This window comes from Paraburkholderia phymatum STM815, assembly GCF_000020045.1.
Lineage (GTDB): Bacteria > Pseudomonadota > Gammaproteobacteria > Burkholderiales > Burkholderiaceae > Paraburkholderia > Paraburkholderia phymatum.
The window spans coordinates 308335-324685 of record NC_010625.1; the positions used below are offsets into that span (position 1 = coordinate 308335).

A 16351-nucleotide genomic window follows, 5' to 3' on the forward strand; every position below is an offset into this window, starting at 1 on the left:
CGCACGCGCCGCGGCGTGTTGCATGGGGGCATACATGATCGTCAACGGGAGTGAGCGAATGAAGCAGGAACCGGCGCGTGCGCAACGCGAGCCGCAGCAGATCAAGGACGATTTCATGCGCGTGCACGGCGTCTGGAATGCCGCGTGGGACAGCATGCTGCGACTCGACGCGGGTTTCGTCGACGCGTATGTGCAGTTCTCTGCGGTGCCTCAGCGCAGGAATCATCTCGACGACAAGACACGCGCGTTCATCGCGCTCGCGGCCGATGCGTGCGCGACGCAGCTGTATGGCCCCGGCGTCGCGCATCATCTGGAGCGCGCCCTCGTGTTTGGCGCGACGCGCGAGGAACTGATGGAAGTGCTCGAACTGATCAGCACGATCGGCATTCACACCAGCAACGTCGGCGTGCCCGTGCTGCTCGAAGTGCTCGAAGAAGAAGGGTTGCGCGCCGGGCCCGCGCCGCTCGACGAACGCCGCCGCGTGCTCAAGGAAGCGTTCGAAAAGAATCGCGGCTACTGGCATCCGACATGGGAAGGGCTGCTCGAGCTCGATCCCGATCTGTTCGAAGCGTATGTCGAATTTTCATCGGTGCCGTGGCGCACGGGCGTGTTGAGTCCGAAGATCAAGGAGTTCATGTACTGCGCGTTCGACGCATCGTCCACACACCTGTACGTGACTGGCCTCAAGCTGCACATGCGCAACGCACTGCGTTACGGCGCGACGGCGGACGAACTGATGGAACTGCTGGAGATCGTCAGCACGACGGGCATTCATGGCGCCGAACTCGGCGCGCCGTTGCTGGAAGCGGCCCTCGCGAAGCGGTACGCGGCTGCCGATGCCTAACGGTCAAGCGTGAATTATGCGTATCGGAGGACGGAAAACGGCCGGCGGTGAAGTATCATAGCGACTGGAACTTTGTCGGACGGGAAGACAATCATGTCGACTGATATCGGGTTGGTCCGGCCTGAGACGCTGCGTCATCAGGTCGAAAACGTGCTGCGCCAGGCCATCATGAGCGGGCGCTTCGCGCCGGGCGCGCGGCTGATCGAGCGCGAGCTGTGCGAAACGCTCGGCGTGAGCCGCACTTCCGTGCGCGAAGCGTTGCGCAAGCTCGAAGCGGAAAAGCTCGTGCGCAGCGTGCCGCATAAAGGCCCGATCGTCGCGGTGATGTCGCAACAGGAAGCGAGCGAGCTGTACGCGCTGCGCGGGCTGCTCGAAGGGTTCGCGGCGCATGAATTCGCGAGGCTTGCGAGCGACGACGCCATCGCCCAGTTCGGCGAGGCCGCGAAAGAACTGCGTGCGCAGGCAACGGCCCACGATCAGGCAGGGGTCCTCAAGGCGAAGACGGCGCTCTACGACGTGCTGCTCGACAATTGCGGCAACGCGCTGGTTAAAGAGATTCTGAATAGCCTGTATTCGCGGGTGAATCTGCTGCGCGCCACATCGCTGATGCATCCTGACCGGCTGCCGAGCAGCCTGCGCGAAATCGACAAGCTCTACAAGGCGCTCAAGGCGCGCAATGCCGACGAGGCGCAGGAACTGGCGCGTCAACACGTCGCCAACGCTGAGAAGGCCGCGATGCGCATGCTCGGCGAGAGCGAGGACGCGCAGCAGGCTTGAGCGGTTCCGCTCCGTTGCGTGCGCATCCGATGCGGCATAGCGTGCGGCTGCCGCTCGAAGCATCGCCCGTATCCGGCACTGTGCCGCTCGACGCAGCAGCGCAGTTTCTTCAATCGTCATACGTGAATCAGGCTTCATTTGCGCGGCCGCGTCGTGCGAATGCAATGCTGTTCGCCTGGTAAATCGCCAGCGCTTCACCTACGCTTGGTCATTGAGCCAGCTTCCAGGGCGCGAGCGAAGCGGCTTTCCCCGCTTTGCGCAGCGGGCATGCAAACGCCTTGCGTGTTCTTCGCGGTCGGCAAGCCGTCGCCCGATCTTCATGGCGCGGTCCGGCCGCAACGTCTGTACGGAGTCGCTCGCCGCGATCGATCTCGACATGGGCAAACCCACATGGCACTTCGATGTCGCGGCGCTCGGCACTGCGCAACTGGATTTCGAGCGCGGCAACATGGTGCTGGTCTTCGCGCGGCTGCCATGACTTGCGGCCTGACGTCGTCGATTGCCGCGCAGCGAATATCGCGAAGCGTCGCTCGTGCATGCGCGGTCCTTTGGTGCGCGGGCGGCATCATGTGGCTGTCCGCCGAGGCGCGCGCCGACGTGGAAGCGGGCAAGGCGAAAGCACAGGCTTGCGTCGCGTGTCATGGTCCGATGGGCAATTCGACGGATCGGCAATATCCCGTGCTTGCGGGGCAGCCGGCGCGATACACATATCTCCAGTTGAAGGACTTCAGGGAACGGCGACGCAAGGATCCGCGCATGTCGCCGATAGCGGCGAAGCTGTCGAAGGACGACATGCAGGATCTTGCCGACTATTTTGCCGCGCAAAAGCCCGCGCCCATCGACTTCAAGGCGGATAGCGTAGCTGTCGAAGGGGGGAGCAGGAAGTCGGCGACGGAGTTGTGCGCGAAGTGCCATCCGAACAACTTCTCCGGGCAGAACGAGGTTCCGCGCGTGGCAGGGCAGCACTATCAGTACATCGTCAAGCAGTTGCAGGATTTCCGTTCCCGCATCCGCACCAACGATGCGGGCAACATGGGCAGCGTCGCGCGCAATCTGACTGACGAGGACATTCGCAATCTGGCCAGTTACATCGCGAACCTGCATTAACGTTGAGGCTGTTGCCCCATCAACGCAAGCACATGCGCGCGCGTGCCGCCCGACAGCCCCTCCATGCTGTATCCGCCTTCGAGTATCGACACGATACGGCCCCCGCATGTGTCGTCGGCGATCTTCACCAGTTCGCGCGTGATCCAGTAGAAGTCGTCGTCGTCGAGACGCAGCGCGGCGAGGGGATCGAGACGATGCGCATCGAAGCCCGCTGAAATGATGACGAGTTCGGGGTTGAATTCGCGCAAGGCGGGCAGCATGTCGAGTTCGATGCGCGATCGAAACAGTTGCGAATCACAACCAGGAGGCAGCGGCACATTGAGGACGTTGTGGCTCACGCCCGTTTCGGCTGCCTTGCCCGTGCCGGGATACAGCGGCGATTGATGGCTCGATGCGTAGAAGAGTTCGGGCCGGTTGTAGAATGCGGCCTGCGTGCCGTTGCCATGATGCACGTCGAAATCGACTACGGCCACGCGTTCGAGTTTGTGCACTTCATATGCATACGCCGCGGCGATGGCGGCCTGATTGAAGATGCAAAAACCCATTGCCTTCGACGGCTCGGCATGATGCCCGCATGGGCGCGTCGCGCAGAACACATTGCGCGCTTCGCCGGCCAGCACGGCATCGACGCCCGCGCACGCCGCACCGACGCAGCGCATCACGGCTTCCCACGAACCCGGCGACATCACGGTATCACCGCCGTCGAGAGGCATATAACCGTGCGACGGCGCGCTCTCGGCAACCTCGTCGATGAAGTCCTGGCGGTGAATGAGCTGCACCTGTTCGACGGTGCCCATCGGCGCGTCGCGCCATGCGAGCGCGGCGAATTCCGGCGAGCGCAAAGTTTTCAGCACGGTGTCGAGCCGCTTCGGCGACTCGGGATGATGCGGCCCTGGCTGATGGTTCAGGCAGGCGGCGTGCGTGTAGACGAGAGTAGGCGGCATGGGCTGCCGATGCACGATAGAACGGCATCGTCTCCTTCGTTGATGTTGTCGGATGTGGGGAACGCGCTTCCCAATGCGGGCGGCTGCCGCTCATCCGTCAAGTGTAAGGTCGCGACTTTCGCGCGGAACAATCAAACAAACTTTGGCACGCTATAGACGTTCGTTTATGGAAGCGCCGCCATCCCGCCGCACGTCGTTCGGCGTCTTGCCCGTCCAGCGCTTGAACGCGTGCCGGAAGCTCACGGCGTCGCTGAAACCCAGCGTCAGCGCAATGTCGTCGACACTGAGCGCGGTCGTCTTCAGATAGTCGACGGCGAGCGCCTTGCGCACGCCCGTCAGCAGCTCGCTATACGACGCGCCTTCCGCTTCGAGCTTGCGGCGCAACGTGCGCGAGGTCATGCACAGGCTTTCGGCGATCTGTTCGATATCGGGGAATCTGCCCGGCGTGCGGGTGAGTTCCTGATACACGCGCCGCGTGATGCCCGCCTGCCAGCGAAACTGTTCGAGCAGCCGCGCGCATTGGGTCGAGACCTGCGCGGCCGTGATGGGATTCGCCAGTTGCGGCGTGCGCGACAGCCACGCTGCGGGATAGCTCAGCAGGTTCTGCGGCTGCTCGAAGACGAGCGGACATTCGAGCACGTCCGCAAGCAGCGCTGCATGCGGCGGCTGCGCCCGCGTGAACATGGCTCGCGCCGGCACGCACCACGCGCCCATCACGTCCTTGATGACCGTCACGTGCACGGCAAACTGCAAATCGATCAGGAAGTCGTACAGCGGCTCGTCGACGTCGGGCACGCGTACTTCGTTGCGCTTCGGGAAGATCCATGTTGCTGCGTCGTCGTGCTCGGCCCAGCGGATATCGAGCATGCCGTTGGCGAGCTGATGATATTTGACGGCGGTGTCGAACGTTTGAGTCATCGTCTCCGAGCACAGCAACGCATAGCCGTACATGCCGTAACTCGATGCATGCAGGCTGCGCCCAACACGCACGCCAAGGTCGGGCTTGCCGTACATCCGCACGGCGTTGCGCGCGGCCGTCAGGAATTGCAGCGACGACGTGAGCGTGAACGGGTTGGCGACGGCGTCGGCGCCGAGTTCGGTGCCCGCCAGTACGGCATTCGCATCGAGGCCGGCTTGCGATGTCACGTCGAGCAGCGCGACGAGCTTCGACGGGGCGAAGCGCTTCTCGCGCCATGCGATGGCGGGCGCCGCGTGCGCCGGGCGTTCCCCCTGATGATGCGTGGCCGCCGCGGGCGCGCGTTGCTGCATGTCGAGGTCCTGTGTCCGAATCGATACCGGTTGCGTGCCCGGAATTCTGCGCCCGATCGGATTCGCTTGCCATAGGGTTCACCCTGATCGGCACCGCCGCATGAGGTGCAAAAGCGAAGCCTCGCGCTTTCATCCGCCAGGCGTGGATTGTCCGTTTCGATCACCGATTCGGCCGCACCGATCATTTGCAGCGCACGCTCCGCGGGCGATAGTTTCCACTGCACAAAAGCCAGATCAGGAGACACCGTGGACGACAGCCGCATCGAGCACCGCCTTTGCACGCGCCTTTGCACGAATCCGCCCGAGGAACGGCACTGGATCGCCTCATACGGCTCGATCCCCGTGGAGATCGACGCCGATCGCCATCCGTCCATCAATGCACTGCTCGAAGTCGCGATGCGGCGGTTCGCAGCAAAGCCTGCCTTTCGCGCGTTCGGCCAGACGTTGACGTACGCGGACATCGACCGGTTGTCGACGGCATTCGCCGCGTATCTGCAGAAGGTCGCGGGTGTTCGCAAAGGCGATCGCGTGGCCGTGATGCTGCCGAACCTGCTGGCCTTTCCGATCGCGTTCATTGCGATCGCAAAGATCGGCGGCGTGCAGGTCAACGTCAATCCGCTCTACACGGCGCGCGAACTGGAGCATCAGCTGAACGACGCAGGCGTCGAAACCATCGTCGTCTTCGATGGCTCGACATGCGCGCTCGCACAGGCGCTCGGCAGCACCAAGGTCAAAACGGTCATCACGGCGGGCGCGGGCGACGGCAGCGGCGCCGTCATTCCCGGCCCCGCCGCCGACACTGCGCTGCGCAATGCGATCACCTTGCCGCAAGCGCTCGCGCGCGGCACGCGGCTCGAGGCGGACCCTGTCGGTGTCGACGGCAACGATCTGCTGTTTCTGCAATACACGGGCGGCACGACGGGCCCGTCGAAGGGCGCCGTGCTGACGCATCGCAATCTCGTCGCGAACATCGAGCAGTTCAAGGCGTTCATGCCCGACGCGCTGCGGCCGGGCGAAGAAACGATCGTCACGGCGATCCCGCTGTATCACATCTTCGCGCTCACAGTGAACTTCCTCACGTACTTCTCGGTCGGCGCGGAGAACTGGCTCGTCGCGAATCCGCGCGACGTCGATCCGTTCATCGACGTGCTCAAGGCCGCGCGTCCGACCATCTTCGTGGGCGTCAACACGTTGTACGCGTGTCTCGCGGCGCATCCCCGTCTGCCGGAAGTGGACTGGTCCCGGCTCAGGCTGTCGGCGGGCGGCGGGGCGGCCGTGATCGACGTCGTGTCGCAGCGCTGGAAGTCCGTGACGGGAAGCTTCATCCGCGAAGGCTATGGGCTGTCGGAGACCTCGCCCGTCGTGTCGTTCAACCCGCAATTCATCGATGCCTTTACGGGCACGATCGGACTTCCCGTGCCGTCCACCGACGTCAAACTGCTCGACGACGAAAACCGCGAAGCCGCCATCGGCGAGCCGGGCGAGATCTGCGTGAGGGGTCCGCAGGTGATGCGCGGCTACTGGCAGCAGCCCGAAGCCAATGCGCGCGCGTTCACGGCGGACGGCTACTTCCGCACGGGCGACGTTGGCGTGTTCGACGCGAAGGGCTTTCTCAGGATCGTCGATCGCAAGAAGGACATGGTGTTGGTGTCCGGCTTCAACGTCTACCCGAACGAAGTGGAAGCGGTCGCGACGGCGCTGCCGGGCGTCGCCGAATGCGCGTGCGTCGGCGTGCCGGATGAGCGGACGGGCGAGGCGCTGAAGCTGTTCGTCGTCGCCGCGCCGGGCGCCGGGCTCACGCAGGACGCGCTGATCGCACATTGCCGCGCCAGCATGGCCGCGTACAAGGTGCCGAAGATCATCCGTTTCGTCGAGGCGTTGCCGAAGTCGACGGTGGGCAAGATCCTTCGGCGGGAACTGCGCGGCGTCGATTGACCTTCCATTCCCGCGACAGCCGGGAAACAATTGCACGCATAGGCGGATGCGGTGCATCCGCTTTTGCGCGCATCACAATCCGGGGGGCGTCGTGTCGATCGATATGGGGAACTTCACCCCAGTGTTTTCGCTTGCGGGGGGCCTCGTCATTGGCGCCGCCGCGGCTGTTCTCGTTCTCTTTAACGGACGCATTGCGGGCATCAGCGGCATCCTCGGCGGCCTTCTGCGCGCGTCGTGCGACGACGCCGGCTGGCGCGTGGCCTTTATCGCCGGACTGATCGCCGCGCCCGTTCTCGCTAGCCTGTTCGGCAAGCCGATCACGCTTGACATCCAGGCGGGATGGGGCGAGATCGTCGTCGCGGGCTTTCTGGTCGGCATCGGCACGCGCTACGGGAGCGGCTGCACGAGCGGCCACGGCGTGTGCGGCATCTCGCGCGGCTCGGTACGCTCGCTGGTCGCCACGGCGACCTTCATGGGAGCGGGCTTCCTGACCGTGTTCGTGCTTCGGCACCTGGCGGGAGGCTGACATGCGCGCATTCGCTGTTCTGCTGGTTTCGTTGCTATCCGGCTTGCTGTTCGGCGTCGGCCTGATGGTGTCGGGCATGGCGAATCCAGCCAAAGTGCTCGGTTTTCTCGATCTCGCCGGCCGCTGGGATCCCGATTGCAGCACACGCGGCAGCGGGCATAAGCTGGTTCGGGTGACGTTGCGTCGCTGCGGGGATGAATGGGCCGTCCCGGCGGTGCCTTCGACGCGAAGCGTCTCTTTGAACCCCACGGGTCCGCGCGGCGGCCTCGGTGGAACACCTGACCTGAGAGGTAACGAAGTGACCTGCCTGATCGGCGGCGCATGCCTGCTGGCCATTCTCCTGCTCCGCCGCTGGCTGCCCTCGGTGCCTGGCATACTCGTCGCCGTGGTCGGCGCGACGCTCGCGGTGGCGCTGCTCGATCTGGACAAGCGGGCCGGCGTGGCCGTGGTCGGCAGCGTGCCGCAGGGGTTGCCGATGCCGTCCTTTCCCGCCGTGCCGTTCGATCAGATCTTCGCGCTCGTGCCTGGTGCGCTCGCTATCGGCCTGATTTCGCTGGCGGATATCAGCGTGCTGTCGCGTGTGTTCGCCGAACGCAGCGCCGAGCATGTCGACCGCGATCAGGAACTGGTTGCACTCGGGGCTTGCAACATCGTCGCGGGCATGTTTCAGGGCTTTCCCGTCACGGGCAGTTCGTCGCGCACGCCCGTGGCGGAATCGGCGGGGGCGAAGACGCAGTTAACAGGCGTAGTCGCTGCGCTATGCGTGGCGGCGTTGCTGATTTTCGCGCCGGCGCTGCTGCGCACGTTGCCGCAAGCCGCGCTCGGCGCCGTTGTCGTCGCGGCAGGCCTGGGGCTGTTCGAGATACACGACGTTTTCCGGCTGCTGCGTCTGCGTCGCAGCGAATTCCTGCAGTCGATGGCGTGTTTTGCGGGCGTGGCGCTCATCGGTCCGATCCAGGGCATCTTCATCGCCGTCGGGCTCGCGCTGATGGCGTTCGTATGGCGCGCGTGGCGGCCCTACGACGCGGTGCTCGGCCGTGTCTACGGACGCAAGGGCTATCACGACATGATGCGGCACCCGGACGCCCGCACGATTCCCGGGCTGGTTCTGTATCGATGGGACGCGCCGCTGTTTTTCGCCAATGCGGAAATTTTCCGCGATCACGTGCAGCGGGCAATCGACAACGCTTCGCCGCCCGCCAGCTGGGTCGTCGTCGCGGCGGAACCGATCACGGACGTCGACGTGACAGCGAGCGAGCTTCTGCGCGACTTTCATGCAGGTTTGCACGAGCGGCAGATCGAACTTTGCTTCGCCGAGATGAAAGGACCGGTGAAGGACATGCTGCAGCGCTATGGGCTATTCGACGTGATGGGCGAGCAGCATTTCTTCCCGACGCTCGGCGTCGCCGTCGATGCGTATCTGGCGCAGCACGACGTCGAGTGGCGGGATTGGGAAGATGAACGCGAGCCGCCGTCGAAGGGCCAGCAGACGTGAAGCACCGATGCCATTGCGTCATCGCACGTCGGCAATGGGCACGCGGATCGACATGCGAAAGCCCGCGCCGGGCGAACTGATATACGACACGGTGCCGTGCAATTGCCTGACGCGTTCGCGGATGCCGAGCAGGCCGAACGACTTGTTGCCGGACGGCAAGCCGGGCTTCGCGCCCACACCGTTGTCTTCGATTTCGAGCGACACCGTGGCGCCGTCGCGCGCAAGCTCGATGCGCACATGGCTCGCGGCCGCGTGGCGCGCGACGTTGGTCAGTGCTTCCTGGACGATGCGAAACAGTGTCGTCGACGCGAATTCGTTGAACTGGGGTTCGTCCGCTTCGACGTGGACCGTTGCGGCGACACGGTAGCGCTTCGTGAAGTCTTCGGCGAGCCATTCGAGTGCGGCCGTCAAACCGAGATCGTCGAGCAGCGGAGGACGCAGGTCCGCGGCGATGCGGCGCAGCGACATCGCCATGGCGTCGATTTCCTTTTGCAGTGCGTGGGTCTGCGGCACGAGATGCGCGGTGTCGTCCTTTTGGGCGAGTGTCGCTTCGATCAGTGCGACGCTCATTTTCAGCGCCGTCAATTGCTGGCCGAGGTCGTCGTGCAATTCGCGCGCGATGCGTTTTTGCTCGTTTTCTCGCGTGATCTGCACTTGCGCCGACACCTCGCTCGCGCGTTCGAGCTCCGTGAGGCGCATGCGGTCGGTCATGTCGCGCGTCACCTTCGCGAAGCCGAGCAACGCGCCGTTCGCGTCGCGCACGGCGGAAATGGTGACGTTGGCCCAGAACCGCGAACCGTCGCGCCGAACCCGCCAGCCTTCGTCTTCGACGTGTCCTTCGGCGGCTGCGATCTGCAGTTCGCGCGCGGGCTTGCCGGCGGCGATGTCCTCTTCCGTATAGAACGTCGAGAAGTGCCGGCCGATGATCTCGTCGTGCGTGTAGCCCTTGATTCGCTGCGCGCCCGGATTCCAGCTGGCGATGTTGCCGCCCGCGTCGAGCATGAAGATCGCGTAATCCTGGACGGCTTCGATCAGCAGCATATAGCGGTCTTCGAGCGGGGCATCCGACACGGATGCCGCTCTCGCGATGCAGGACGGCTTGTTCTTCGGCGTGGCCATTGCGGCTCCCGGCAGTTTGGCAGGCGACGCTTCGCGCATTCGAAGCTGATTTATATCAGTTCGACAACGGTTGTTCCAGTTTAGGAGCAAAGGCCGCTATGCGCCGGAAAGTGCGAAAGAGGCCGTGCGTTGTGCGTTCGACGCCGCGAAACGGGCGTTGCCGACAGCCGCGCCTGCTTCGGCGCGGCGGAGTTGATCGAAACGGTGCGCTGCGTCTGCGCGGGTGGACGAGTCAGCTATTACGGATAGCGCGGGAATCAGAATTCGTCTGCAAAGACGCCGTGCTCCGGCTCGGTGTCGGTTTCGTCGATCCACTGCACATGCCATTGCCCGACAACGGGCGCACGATCCGCATATCGATACCAGAGTGCCCGCCCAGACTCGCCTTCGAACGGCCCCTGCGGCGAGAGCAGATCGAGACCCGTCAGTTCGCAGCAGAGACGATCGCGGTCGGCGCCCAATGTGCCGACGATGCGCGTGCAGTCCTTCGTGAGGGCAAGCGTGCCCCATTCGGGCAGATCGACGGCCGCGTGTCCTTCGCGCGACCATTTGCGTGCGTCGCGATCGAGCCAGAGTATCGCGTAGGCGGCGGGATCGGCGCATTCGAACGTATCGAGGTGAAGGGTGATTCTCATCGACGGCTCCTTGTCCGGCACTCTGGAAGCGCACGATTCGCGTGACGGCGGCGAATCGTGCTGTGGCGTAGATCGCAATTTCAATCTATCGCGTGTCTGTGGATGAAAATTGAGGCACGTCAACGACGGCAGACGTGCACATGCGGCAAAGCGCGCCTGCACCACGCATGACGGGCAGCACGCGCCCGGTCCGCGTAATCCTGCTCGGTGTTGCCGTCAAATAAGGAGCGCCACGGCTACGCATGGCGACTAGCCGGCGCGAGTACCGCGTATTGAAGCGTGAAGCGCCGTTGCCCGGAGAGCGGCCCTGCATCATCGAAGTGCGTTTCGGGCAACGCGAAGCAGGCGTCACACGCGCGCGAGTCCTTCGGGATCGACGATACGGATTGTCTTGCCGTTCGCGCGCACGAGCTGCTCGCGCTGGAACTTCGAGACCATCCGGCTCACGGTCTCGAGCTTCATGCCGAGATAGCAGCCGATTTCCTCCCGCGTCATGCGCAGGTGGAATTCGGCGGCGGAAAAACCGCGTGCCTTGAAGCGTCGTGACAGATTCAGCAGAAACGTCGCGACGCGTTGTTCCGCCGACATCGTGCCGAGCAGCATCATTTGGCTCGATTCGCGGACGATCTCACTGCTCATCATCTGGTAGATGTGATGTTGCATCGGCTTCATTTCGCGGCAGATCACCTCGAGATGCGCGAACGGAATGATGCAGACGGCGCTATCTTCGAGCGCGATCGCATCGCAACTGTGCTGCCCCGCGCCGATGCCATCGAGCCCCAGCGCCTCGCCGGGAATCTGGAAGCCGGTCACGTGTTCGCGCCCGTCGCGATGCATCACGACCGTCTTGAACGAGCCCGCGCGCACCGCGTAGATGCTGTGAAATGCATCGCCCGCGCGATACAGCGTGTCGCCGCGCTTGACCGGGCGCGTCACGCAGATGATCGAATCGAGCCGCGCGAGTTCGGCCGCGCTCAGTTCGGCCGGCATGCACACGGCGCGCATCGCGCACGTCGAGCAGCGGGACGCGCGCTGCGGCGACCGCTCGTCGCGCGCGACGGGATGAATCGGCACGATGGTTGCCGTGCGTGGCGCTGGACTCGTCGGGGCGAGAGCGACGGCGGTGTCGAGGTCGGTGGCGGCAAGCATGATCGGCTCCTGTTCATTCACGCGCACGCGCACCGCGCGCCCGTGCAATGCCTGCGACCGTGTGGCAGGCCGCATCGAATTCAGACGTTTTGTCGAAGAAGAAATCGGCACCCGCTGCCTCGCAGGCAGCGCGCAATGCGCGCGCGGTGTGATTCGTCAGCACGATCTTGACGATCGCGGGATGCGTGCGCGTCAACGCCCGGATCAGATCGAGGCTCGTCCCGCCCCCGAGGCGCAGGTCGAGCACGACGATATCCGCGTCGCAGGCAACAATGCCGTCCAGCGCGGCGTCCCCGTCTTGCGCCTCACCGGCGACTTCGACGCCCGCGATCGCGCCGAGCAGACAAGCGAGACGGCGCCTCACTTCGACGGCGGCATCGACGAGATAGACCTTCGAGACGATGGTTGACACGGCGGTATCCATGTCCATCAGTATCAGCGGGTCAATCTCAAAAATATATCGGAGATGTTGGAAGCGGGCCCAGGAACTTGCGTAGGCGCTATAGGAATATTCCTACCCGCGCGGGGTGCCAGACGAGACGTCAAATGTCGGCTTCGCCGTCGATCAGCTTGTGGCGGATCGCATAACGCACGAGCCCGTTTTCGTTCGGCATCTGCATCTTTTCGAGGATGTGAGCCTTGTGCGTACTGACGGTTTTGACGCTCAGGCAAAGTTCGAGCGCGATTCCGGTGGTCGTCTGCCCGGCGACGATACGCCGGAACACGTCGAATTCACGGGGGGATAGCCGTTGATGCGGGAGCGCTTCGGCGGGCTCGGTGAGGTTTTGCGCGAAGCGCTCGGCCATCGCGAGACTGACGTAGACGCCGCCCGCCGCCACCTTGGTCACGGCGCCGACCAGCTCGGCGCTTGCACTTTCCTTCGTCATATAGCCGGATGCGCCTGCCTTGAACGCCCGCACCGCGTATTGCTGCTCCGCGTGCATGGTTAGCACGAGAATGCGCAGCGCGGGCTTTTCGTCCTTGATCTGCCTGATGAGATCGATGCCGTTGCGGCCGGGCATCGACAGGTCGAGCACGAGCACGTGCGCATCCGTGGCGCGGACGAGCGCGAGCGTGGTCGCGCTGTCGCAAGCTTCGCCCGCCACCTTGAAGCCGCTCGCGGATTGCAGGATGTGGCGCAGCCCGTCACGCACGAGCGTGTGGTCGTCGGCAAGGATTACTTTGATCATGAATGCGAGTGTTCCGGTTGCACGGCCTGCAAGGCAAGCGACCGTCGTGGCAAAGCCTTCGTTCGCCGCCTGTCGGCTGCGCGAAGTCTGCGCGCATATCGGCCCGTCCGCATACGCCGACCAGGCCGAACGACTTGTCCTCGCTGGGACGGGCGCTCCGCCCGTCTCCGCTTTCGCGTGGCGATCGGCGCCACGCCATTATCCGCGATGCGCAGCACGGTCGTGCTGCGTGGGCGATCGTGACGATCGCATCCATCGACGAGCGGATGATGCCGATCATGCGTGCCTCGCCGCGGCTGGCACGTGCAACACCCGATTCAATGCGCCATCAGCACGGGCACCGTCATCGATTCGAGCATGGTCCGCGTGACGCCGCCGAAAACCCGCTCGCGCGCGCGGGCATGCCCGTACGCGCCTGTCACCAGCAGATCCGCATGCAGATCCGATGCGCGATTGAGCAGCGTTGCGCCCGCGCCGATGCCGACATGATGCGGGGTGGTCGAGAACGCGGCGCGCACGCCGTGCGTCTCCAGCCACGCGGCGACGTCGATCCCCTCGGGCGCGTCGGGAGACTGTGCCTGACCATGTGCGTGCACGATCTCGATGCCCACATGGCGCGCCCTTTGCAGCAAGGGCAGCGCATCGGCGGCCGCGCGCGCCGCTTCGCGGCTGCCGTCCCATGCGAGCAGCACGTTTTCGCCAAGCGTACGTACCTCGCCCGCATACGGCACGACGAGTGCGGGCCGGCCCGCGCCCAGCACCAGATCGCCGACGAAATGCGGCGCGACGAACGAAGCAGGATCGTTCGGATCCTGCTGGCCTAGCACCAGCAGATCGGCATGCCGCGCGTGCAGCATCGCCACGTCCAGCGCGGGTCCGGGCGGCGCGCGCCATTCGGCGCTGCGCCCGGCGCGCTCGGCGGCCGCGAGGAAGGCATTCTCGGCCTTTTCGCGGCGGTTAGCCTCCTGCGCTTCGATCTGCGCGAACGACAAGGTCTTGTCCTGCCGGAAGATCGGCCTGAAGAGATCCTGGCAGACGACGTATAGGCCAATCAGATGCGCATCCCAGCGCTGCGCGAGTTCGAGCGAGAGCGCGATGCGCGTGTCGCTGCGGCGGCTATCGTCGATATGGACGAGCAGGGTCTTGTAGCTCATGTCGGTTCCTTTTTCGGCAATGCGCTTAGTGCGACAGCAGCACGGGCACGGTCATCGACTTCAGCACCGTGCGCGTCGCGCCGCCGAGCACGAGTTCGTGCAGACGGGAATGCGCCCAGGCGCCCATCACAATCATGTCGCAGCCGGATTCGGCCGCTTGCGATAGCAGCACGTCGCCGATCGCCGCATCGTTTTCGACGCTGAGTTCGCGCACGTTCACCTTGACGCCGTGCCGCGCGATCGTCAGCGCGATGTCGGCGCCCGGAATGCGCCGTGACGGCGGCTCGTTGCGCGTCGCGTTAACGGTGATCAGCGTGACGTCGGCGGCATGCGACAGGAACGGCATCGCGTCGTGGATCGCGCGCGTGGCCTCGCGGCTGCCGTCCCACGCGACGAGCACGCGGTGCCCGAGCGTCGCGTGCGTGCCAGTCGCGGGCACGAGCAGGACAGGGCGCCCCGCCGACATCAGCAGATGCTCGGCGAACTGATCGGCGATGAACGATTCCGGGTCTTGCGGATCGGCTTGTCCCGCGATCACCAGATCGGCGAGGCGCGCATAGGGCGGCACGACGTCGTTTGCATAGCCCGCCGCCGCGATCCAGCGGCCGTCGATCTTCGCGCGCGCGGCCTCCGCGTGGAACAGGCGCTCGAGCGCGGCGCCGTGCTCATTGCGCTGCCGCTCGTGCTCCGCATAGTAGGACGCCGTGCCCGCCATCACGAAGAACGCGTGCGGATCGGGCAGGTAGGTCGTGAAGAGGCCGGTGAGCCTCGCGTGAAACTGATGAGCGACGCGCAGCGCGGTTTCGAGGCGCGGATGCGCATGAACGCCCGTATCGAGTTGCACGAGGATGCTCTTGTAGCTCATCGCCGTTGCTCCAGAATGGACAGACGCGGGGCGGGCCGCGGCCCGCGATGAAGTCGAGTCTACGAGCCGGTCCGGCGAGGCGATTGATGCAGATCAAGCGGCGCTGCATGGCGGGCCGGCTGGGTATCGTCATACGGGATCCGGCATCGTTTGATCGACATCAACCGCGTTGCGCGAGGCGGGCCTAGATTGACCGTGTGAATTTTCATTCCTTCCCTGGAGGATTTTTGATGAAAGCACTCGTTTATCACGGTCCCGGCGAGAAGTCGCTCGACGAACGTCCGATGCCCGAACTCGCGGCGCCGACGGATGCCATTGTCAGGATGACGCGCACGACGATCTGCGGCACCGATCTGCACATCCTCAAGGGCGACGTGCCGTCCTGCGAGCCGGGGCGCATTCTCGGACACGAGGGCGTGGGCGTCGTGCACAGCGTCGGCAGTGCGGTGAGCGGTCTCGCCGTTGGCGATCACGTGCTGGTGTCGTGCATCTCGTCGTGCGGGCAGTGCGAGTATTGCCGGCGCGGCATGTACTCGCATTGCACGACGGGCGGGTGGATTCTCGGCCATCGCATCGACGGCACGCAGGCCGAATTCGTGCGCATTCCGCATGCGAAGACGAGCCTCTACCGGATTCCCGCCGGTCTCGACGAAGAGGCGCTCGTGATGCTTTCTGACATCCTGCCGACTGGCTTCGAATGCGGCGTGCTCAACGGCAAGGTCCAGCCGGGCAGCACGGTGGCCATCGTCGGGGCGGGGCCGATCGGGCTTGCGTCGCTGCTCACCGCGCAGTTCTACTCGCCCGCGCAGATCGTCATGATCGATCCCGATTCGAACCGGCTGGAAGTCGCGCAGCGTTTCGGGGCGACGGCATGCATCAACAACGGTCACGAAGACGCCGTCGCGCAGGTGATGGCGCTGACGGAATCCACAGGCGTGGACTGCGCAATCGAAGCCGTCGGCGTGCCCGCCACGTTCGAACTGTGCGAAGCGCTGATTGCGCCTGGCGGCACGATTGCGAATGTCGGCGTGCATGGCGTGAAGTGCGATCTGCATCTCGAAACGCTATGGGACCGCAATATCTCGATCACGACGCGTCTCGTCGACACCGTCAGCACGCCGATGCTGATGAAGACCGTGCGCGCGGGGCGCCTCGATCCGAAACAGCTGATCACGCATCGCTTCGCGCTTCAAGACGTGATCGCGGCGTACGAAACGTTTTCGCGTGCCGCGAGCACCCATGCGCTCAAGGTGCTGATCGAAGTGTCCTAGCCGATGCGTTGATCTGCGTCAGCGGTGAGTCGAAGCACACCTTTATGCTGGACTCAGGCGGCGCCATGTGC

Annotated in this window: 18 protein-coding genes; 9 read left to right on the forward strand and 9 right to left on the reverse strand. The window is 64.6% G+C overall.

Going from position 1 to position 16351, the window contains the following annotated elements; translation table 11 throughout:
- Positions 1-58 precede the first annotated feature (58 nt).
- From BPHY_RS29025 to BPHY_RS29035, 5 genes are all read left to right on the forward strand, one after another.
- Positions 59-844 (forward strand): carboxymuconolactone decarboxylase family protein, encoded by a 786-nt coding sequence (locus tag BPHY_RS29025; RefSeq protein WP_012405027.1) that lies wholly within the window; start codon positions 59-61, stop codon positions 842-844.
- Positions 845-937: 93 nt separating this feature from the next.
- Positions 938-1621 carry a GntR family transcriptional regulator gene (locus BPHY_RS29030; protein WP_012405028.1) on the forward strand — a complete coding sequence of 228 codons (684 nt, stop codon included), beginning with the start codon at positions 938-940 and terminating at the stop codon, positions 1619-1621.
- Positions 1618-1803, forward strand: coding sequence for a hypothetical protein (locus BPHY_RS42045; protein ID WP_157686855.1), 186 nt, complete (start codon positions 1618-1620; stop codon positions 1801-1803). The genes BPHY_RS29030 and BPHY_RS42045 overlap by 4 nt, the downstream gene beginning before the upstream one ends.
- A gap of 137 nt (positions 1804-1940) precedes the next feature.
- Positions 1941-2099 carry a hypothetical protein gene (locus BPHY_RS42050; RefSeq protein ID WP_157686857.1) on the forward strand — a complete coding sequence of 53 codons (159 nt, stop codon included), beginning with the start codon at positions 1941-1943 and terminating at the stop codon, positions 2097-2099.
- A gap of 89 nt (positions 2100-2188) precedes the next feature.
- Entirely contained in the window at positions 2189-2728 is a 540-nt protein-coding gene (locus BPHY_RS29035; RefSeq protein ID WP_012405029.1) for a c-type cytochrome, read from the forward strand.
- Here the strand turns inward: BPHY_RS29035 and BPHY_RS29040 are convergent.
- Positions 2725-3672 (reverse strand): histone deacetylase family protein, encoded by a 948-nt coding sequence (locus tag BPHY_RS29040; RefSeq protein ID WP_012405030.1) that lies wholly within the window; start codon positions 3670-3672, stop codon positions 2725-2727. The genes BPHY_RS29035 and BPHY_RS29040 overlap by 4 nt on opposite strands.
- A 150-nt stretch (positions 3673-3822) precedes the next feature.
- Positions 3823-4941: an AraC family transcriptional regulator gene (locus tag BPHY_RS29045; protein ID WP_012405031.1), complete on the reverse strand. Its 1119-nt coding sequence runs from the start codon at positions 4939-4941 to the stop codon at positions 3823-3825.
- A gap of 261 nt (positions 4942-5202) precedes the next feature.
- Between BPHY_RS29045 and BPHY_RS29050 the strand changes: the two genes are divergently transcribed.
- The 3 genes from BPHY_RS29050 to BPHY_RS29060 all read left to right on the forward strand — a co-directional run bounded on the left by BPHY_RS29050 (position 5203) and on the right by BPHY_RS29060 (position 8897).
- Positions 5203-6876 (forward strand): AMP-binding protein, encoded by a 1674-nt coding sequence (locus tag BPHY_RS29050; protein ID WP_052306234.1) that lies wholly within the window; start codon positions 5203-5205, stop codon positions 6874-6876.
- 91 nt (positions 6877-6967) lie between these two features.
- Complete coding sequence (locus BPHY_RS29055) at positions 6968-7402, forward strand: YeeE/YedE family protein (protein WP_041765996.1); 435 nt, start codon at positions 6968-6970, stop codon at positions 7400-7402.
- A 1-nt stretch (position 7403) separates the two neighbouring features.
- Positions 7404-8897 carry a SulP family inorganic anion transporter gene (locus BPHY_RS29060; protein WP_012405034.1) on the forward strand — a complete coding sequence of 498 codons (1494 nt, stop codon included), beginning with the start codon at positions 7404-7406 and terminating at the stop codon, positions 8895-8897.
- 18 nt (positions 8898-8915) lie between these two features.
- Here the strand turns inward: BPHY_RS29060 and BPHY_RS29065 are convergent, their stop codons facing one another.
- The 7 genes from BPHY_RS29065 to BPHY_RS29095 all read right to left on the reverse strand — a co-directional run bounded on the left by BPHY_RS29065 (position 8916) and on the right by BPHY_RS29095 (position 15009).
- Complete coding sequence (locus tag BPHY_RS29065; RefSeq protein WP_012405035.1) at positions 8916-10016, reverse strand: PAS domain-containing sensor histidine kinase; 1101 nt, start codon at positions 10014-10016, stop codon at positions 8916-8918.
- A gap of 257 nt (positions 10017-10273) precedes the next feature.
- Entirely contained in the window at positions 10274-10651 is a 378-nt protein-coding gene (locus tag BPHY_RS29070; protein ID WP_012405036.1) for a DUF3564 domain-containing protein, read from the reverse strand.
- A 348-nt stretch (positions 10652-10999) separates the two neighbouring features.
- A complete protein-coding gene (fnr, locus tag BPHY_RS29075) occupies positions 11000-11800 on the reverse strand; it encodes a fumarate/nitrate reduction transcriptional regulator Fnr (RefSeq protein ID WP_012405037.1) in 801 nt (266 codons plus the stop codon).
- A 13-nt stretch (positions 11801-11813) separates the two neighbouring features.
- Entirely contained in the window at positions 11814-12224 is a 411-nt protein-coding gene (locus tag BPHY_RS29080; protein WP_041766000.1) for a response regulator, read from the reverse strand.
- Between the two features lie 118 nt (positions 12225-12342).
- Positions 12343-12990 carry a response regulator gene (locus BPHY_RS29085; protein ID WP_012405039.1) on the reverse strand — a complete coding sequence of 216 codons (648 nt, stop codon included), beginning with the start codon at positions 12988-12990 and terminating at the stop codon, positions 12343-12345.
- 317 nt (positions 12991-13307) lie between these two features.
- On the reverse strand, positions 13308-14144 hold the full coding sequence (locus BPHY_RS29090; protein ID WP_012405040.1) for a universal stress protein: 837 nt from the start codon (positions 14142-14144) through the stop codon (positions 13308-13310).
- A gap of 25 nt (positions 14145-14169) precedes the next feature.
- Positions 14170-15009 carry a universal stress protein gene (locus BPHY_RS29095; protein ID WP_012405041.1) on the reverse strand — a complete coding sequence of 280 codons (840 nt, stop codon included), beginning with the start codon at positions 15007-15009 and terminating at the stop codon, positions 14170-14172.
- 230 nt (positions 15010-15239) lie between these two features.
- On the opposite strand from BPHY_RS29095, the gene BPHY_RS29100 reads away from it, so the two are divergent.
- Positions 15240-16280, forward strand: a complete 1041-nt coding sequence (locus BPHY_RS29100) for a zinc-dependent alcohol dehydrogenase family protein (RefSeq protein WP_012405042.1) — start codon at positions 15240-15242, stop codon at positions 16278-16280.
- Positions 16281-16351: the final 71 nt, after the last annotated feature.

What these genes read in the sequence shown, in the direction of transcription:
- BPHY_RS29025 (WP_012405027.1), top strand. Translation starts at nt 59, where the DNA reads ATGAAGCAGGAACCGGCGCGTGCGCAACGCGAGCCGCAGCAGATCAAG.
- BPHY_RS29030 (WP_012405028.1), top strand. Translation starts at nt 938, where the DNA reads ATGTCGACTGATATCGGGTTGGTCCGGCCTGAGACGCTGCGTCATCAG.
- BPHY_RS42050 (WP_157686857.1), top strand. Translation starts at nt 1,941, where the DNA reads ATGGCGCGGTCCGGCCGCAACGTCTGTACGGAGTCGCTCGCCGCGATC.
- BPHY_RS29035 (WP_012405029.1), top strand. Translation starts at nt 2,189, where the DNA reads ATGTGGCTGTCCGCCGAGGCGCGCGCCGACGTGGAAGCGGGCAAGGCG.
- BPHY_RS29040 (WP_012405030.1), bottom strand. Translation starts at nt 3,672, where the DNA reads ATGCCGCCTACTCTCGTCTACACGCACGCCGCCTGCCTGAACCATCAG.
- BPHY_RS29045 (WP_012405031.1), bottom strand. Translation starts at nt 4,941, where the DNA reads ATGCAGCAACGCGCGCCCGCGGCGGCCACGCATCATCAGGGGGAACGC.
- BPHY_RS29060 (WP_012405034.1), top strand. Translation starts at nt 7,404, where the DNA reads ATGCGCGCATTCGCTGTTCTGCTGGTTTCGTTGCTATCCGGCTTGCTG.
- BPHY_RS29065 (WP_012405035.1), bottom strand. Translation starts at nt 10,016, where the DNA reads ATGGCCACGCCGAAGAACAAGCCGTCCTGCATCGCGAGAGCGGCATCC.
- BPHY_RS29070 (WP_012405036.1), bottom strand. Translation starts at nt 10,651, where the DNA reads ATGAGAATCACCCTTCACCTCGATACGTTCGAATGCGCCGATCCCGCC.
- fnr (WP_012405037.1), bottom strand. Translation starts at nt 11,800, where the DNA reads ATGCTTGCCGCCACCGACCTCGACACCGCCGTCGCTCTCGCCCCGACG.
- BPHY_RS29080 (WP_041766000.1), bottom strand. Translation starts at nt 12,224, where the DNA reads ATGGATACCGCCGTGTCAACCATCGTCTCGAAGGTCTATCTCGTCGAT.
- BPHY_RS29085 (WP_012405039.1), bottom strand. Translation starts at nt 12,990, where the DNA reads ATGATCAAAGTAATCCTTGCCGACGACCACACGCTCGTGCGTGACGGG.
- BPHY_RS29090 (WP_012405040.1), bottom strand. Translation starts at nt 14,144, where the DNA reads ATGAGCTACAAGACCCTGCTCGTCCATATCGACGATAGCCGCCGCAGC.
- BPHY_RS29095 (WP_012405041.1), bottom strand. Translation starts at nt 15,009, where the DNA reads ATGAGCTACAAGAGCATCCTCGTGCAACTCGATACGGGCGTTCATGCG.
- BPHY_RS29100 (WP_012405042.1), top strand. Translation starts at nt 15,240, where the DNA reads ATGAAAGCACTCGTTTATCACGGTCCCGGCGAGAAGTCGCTCGACGAA.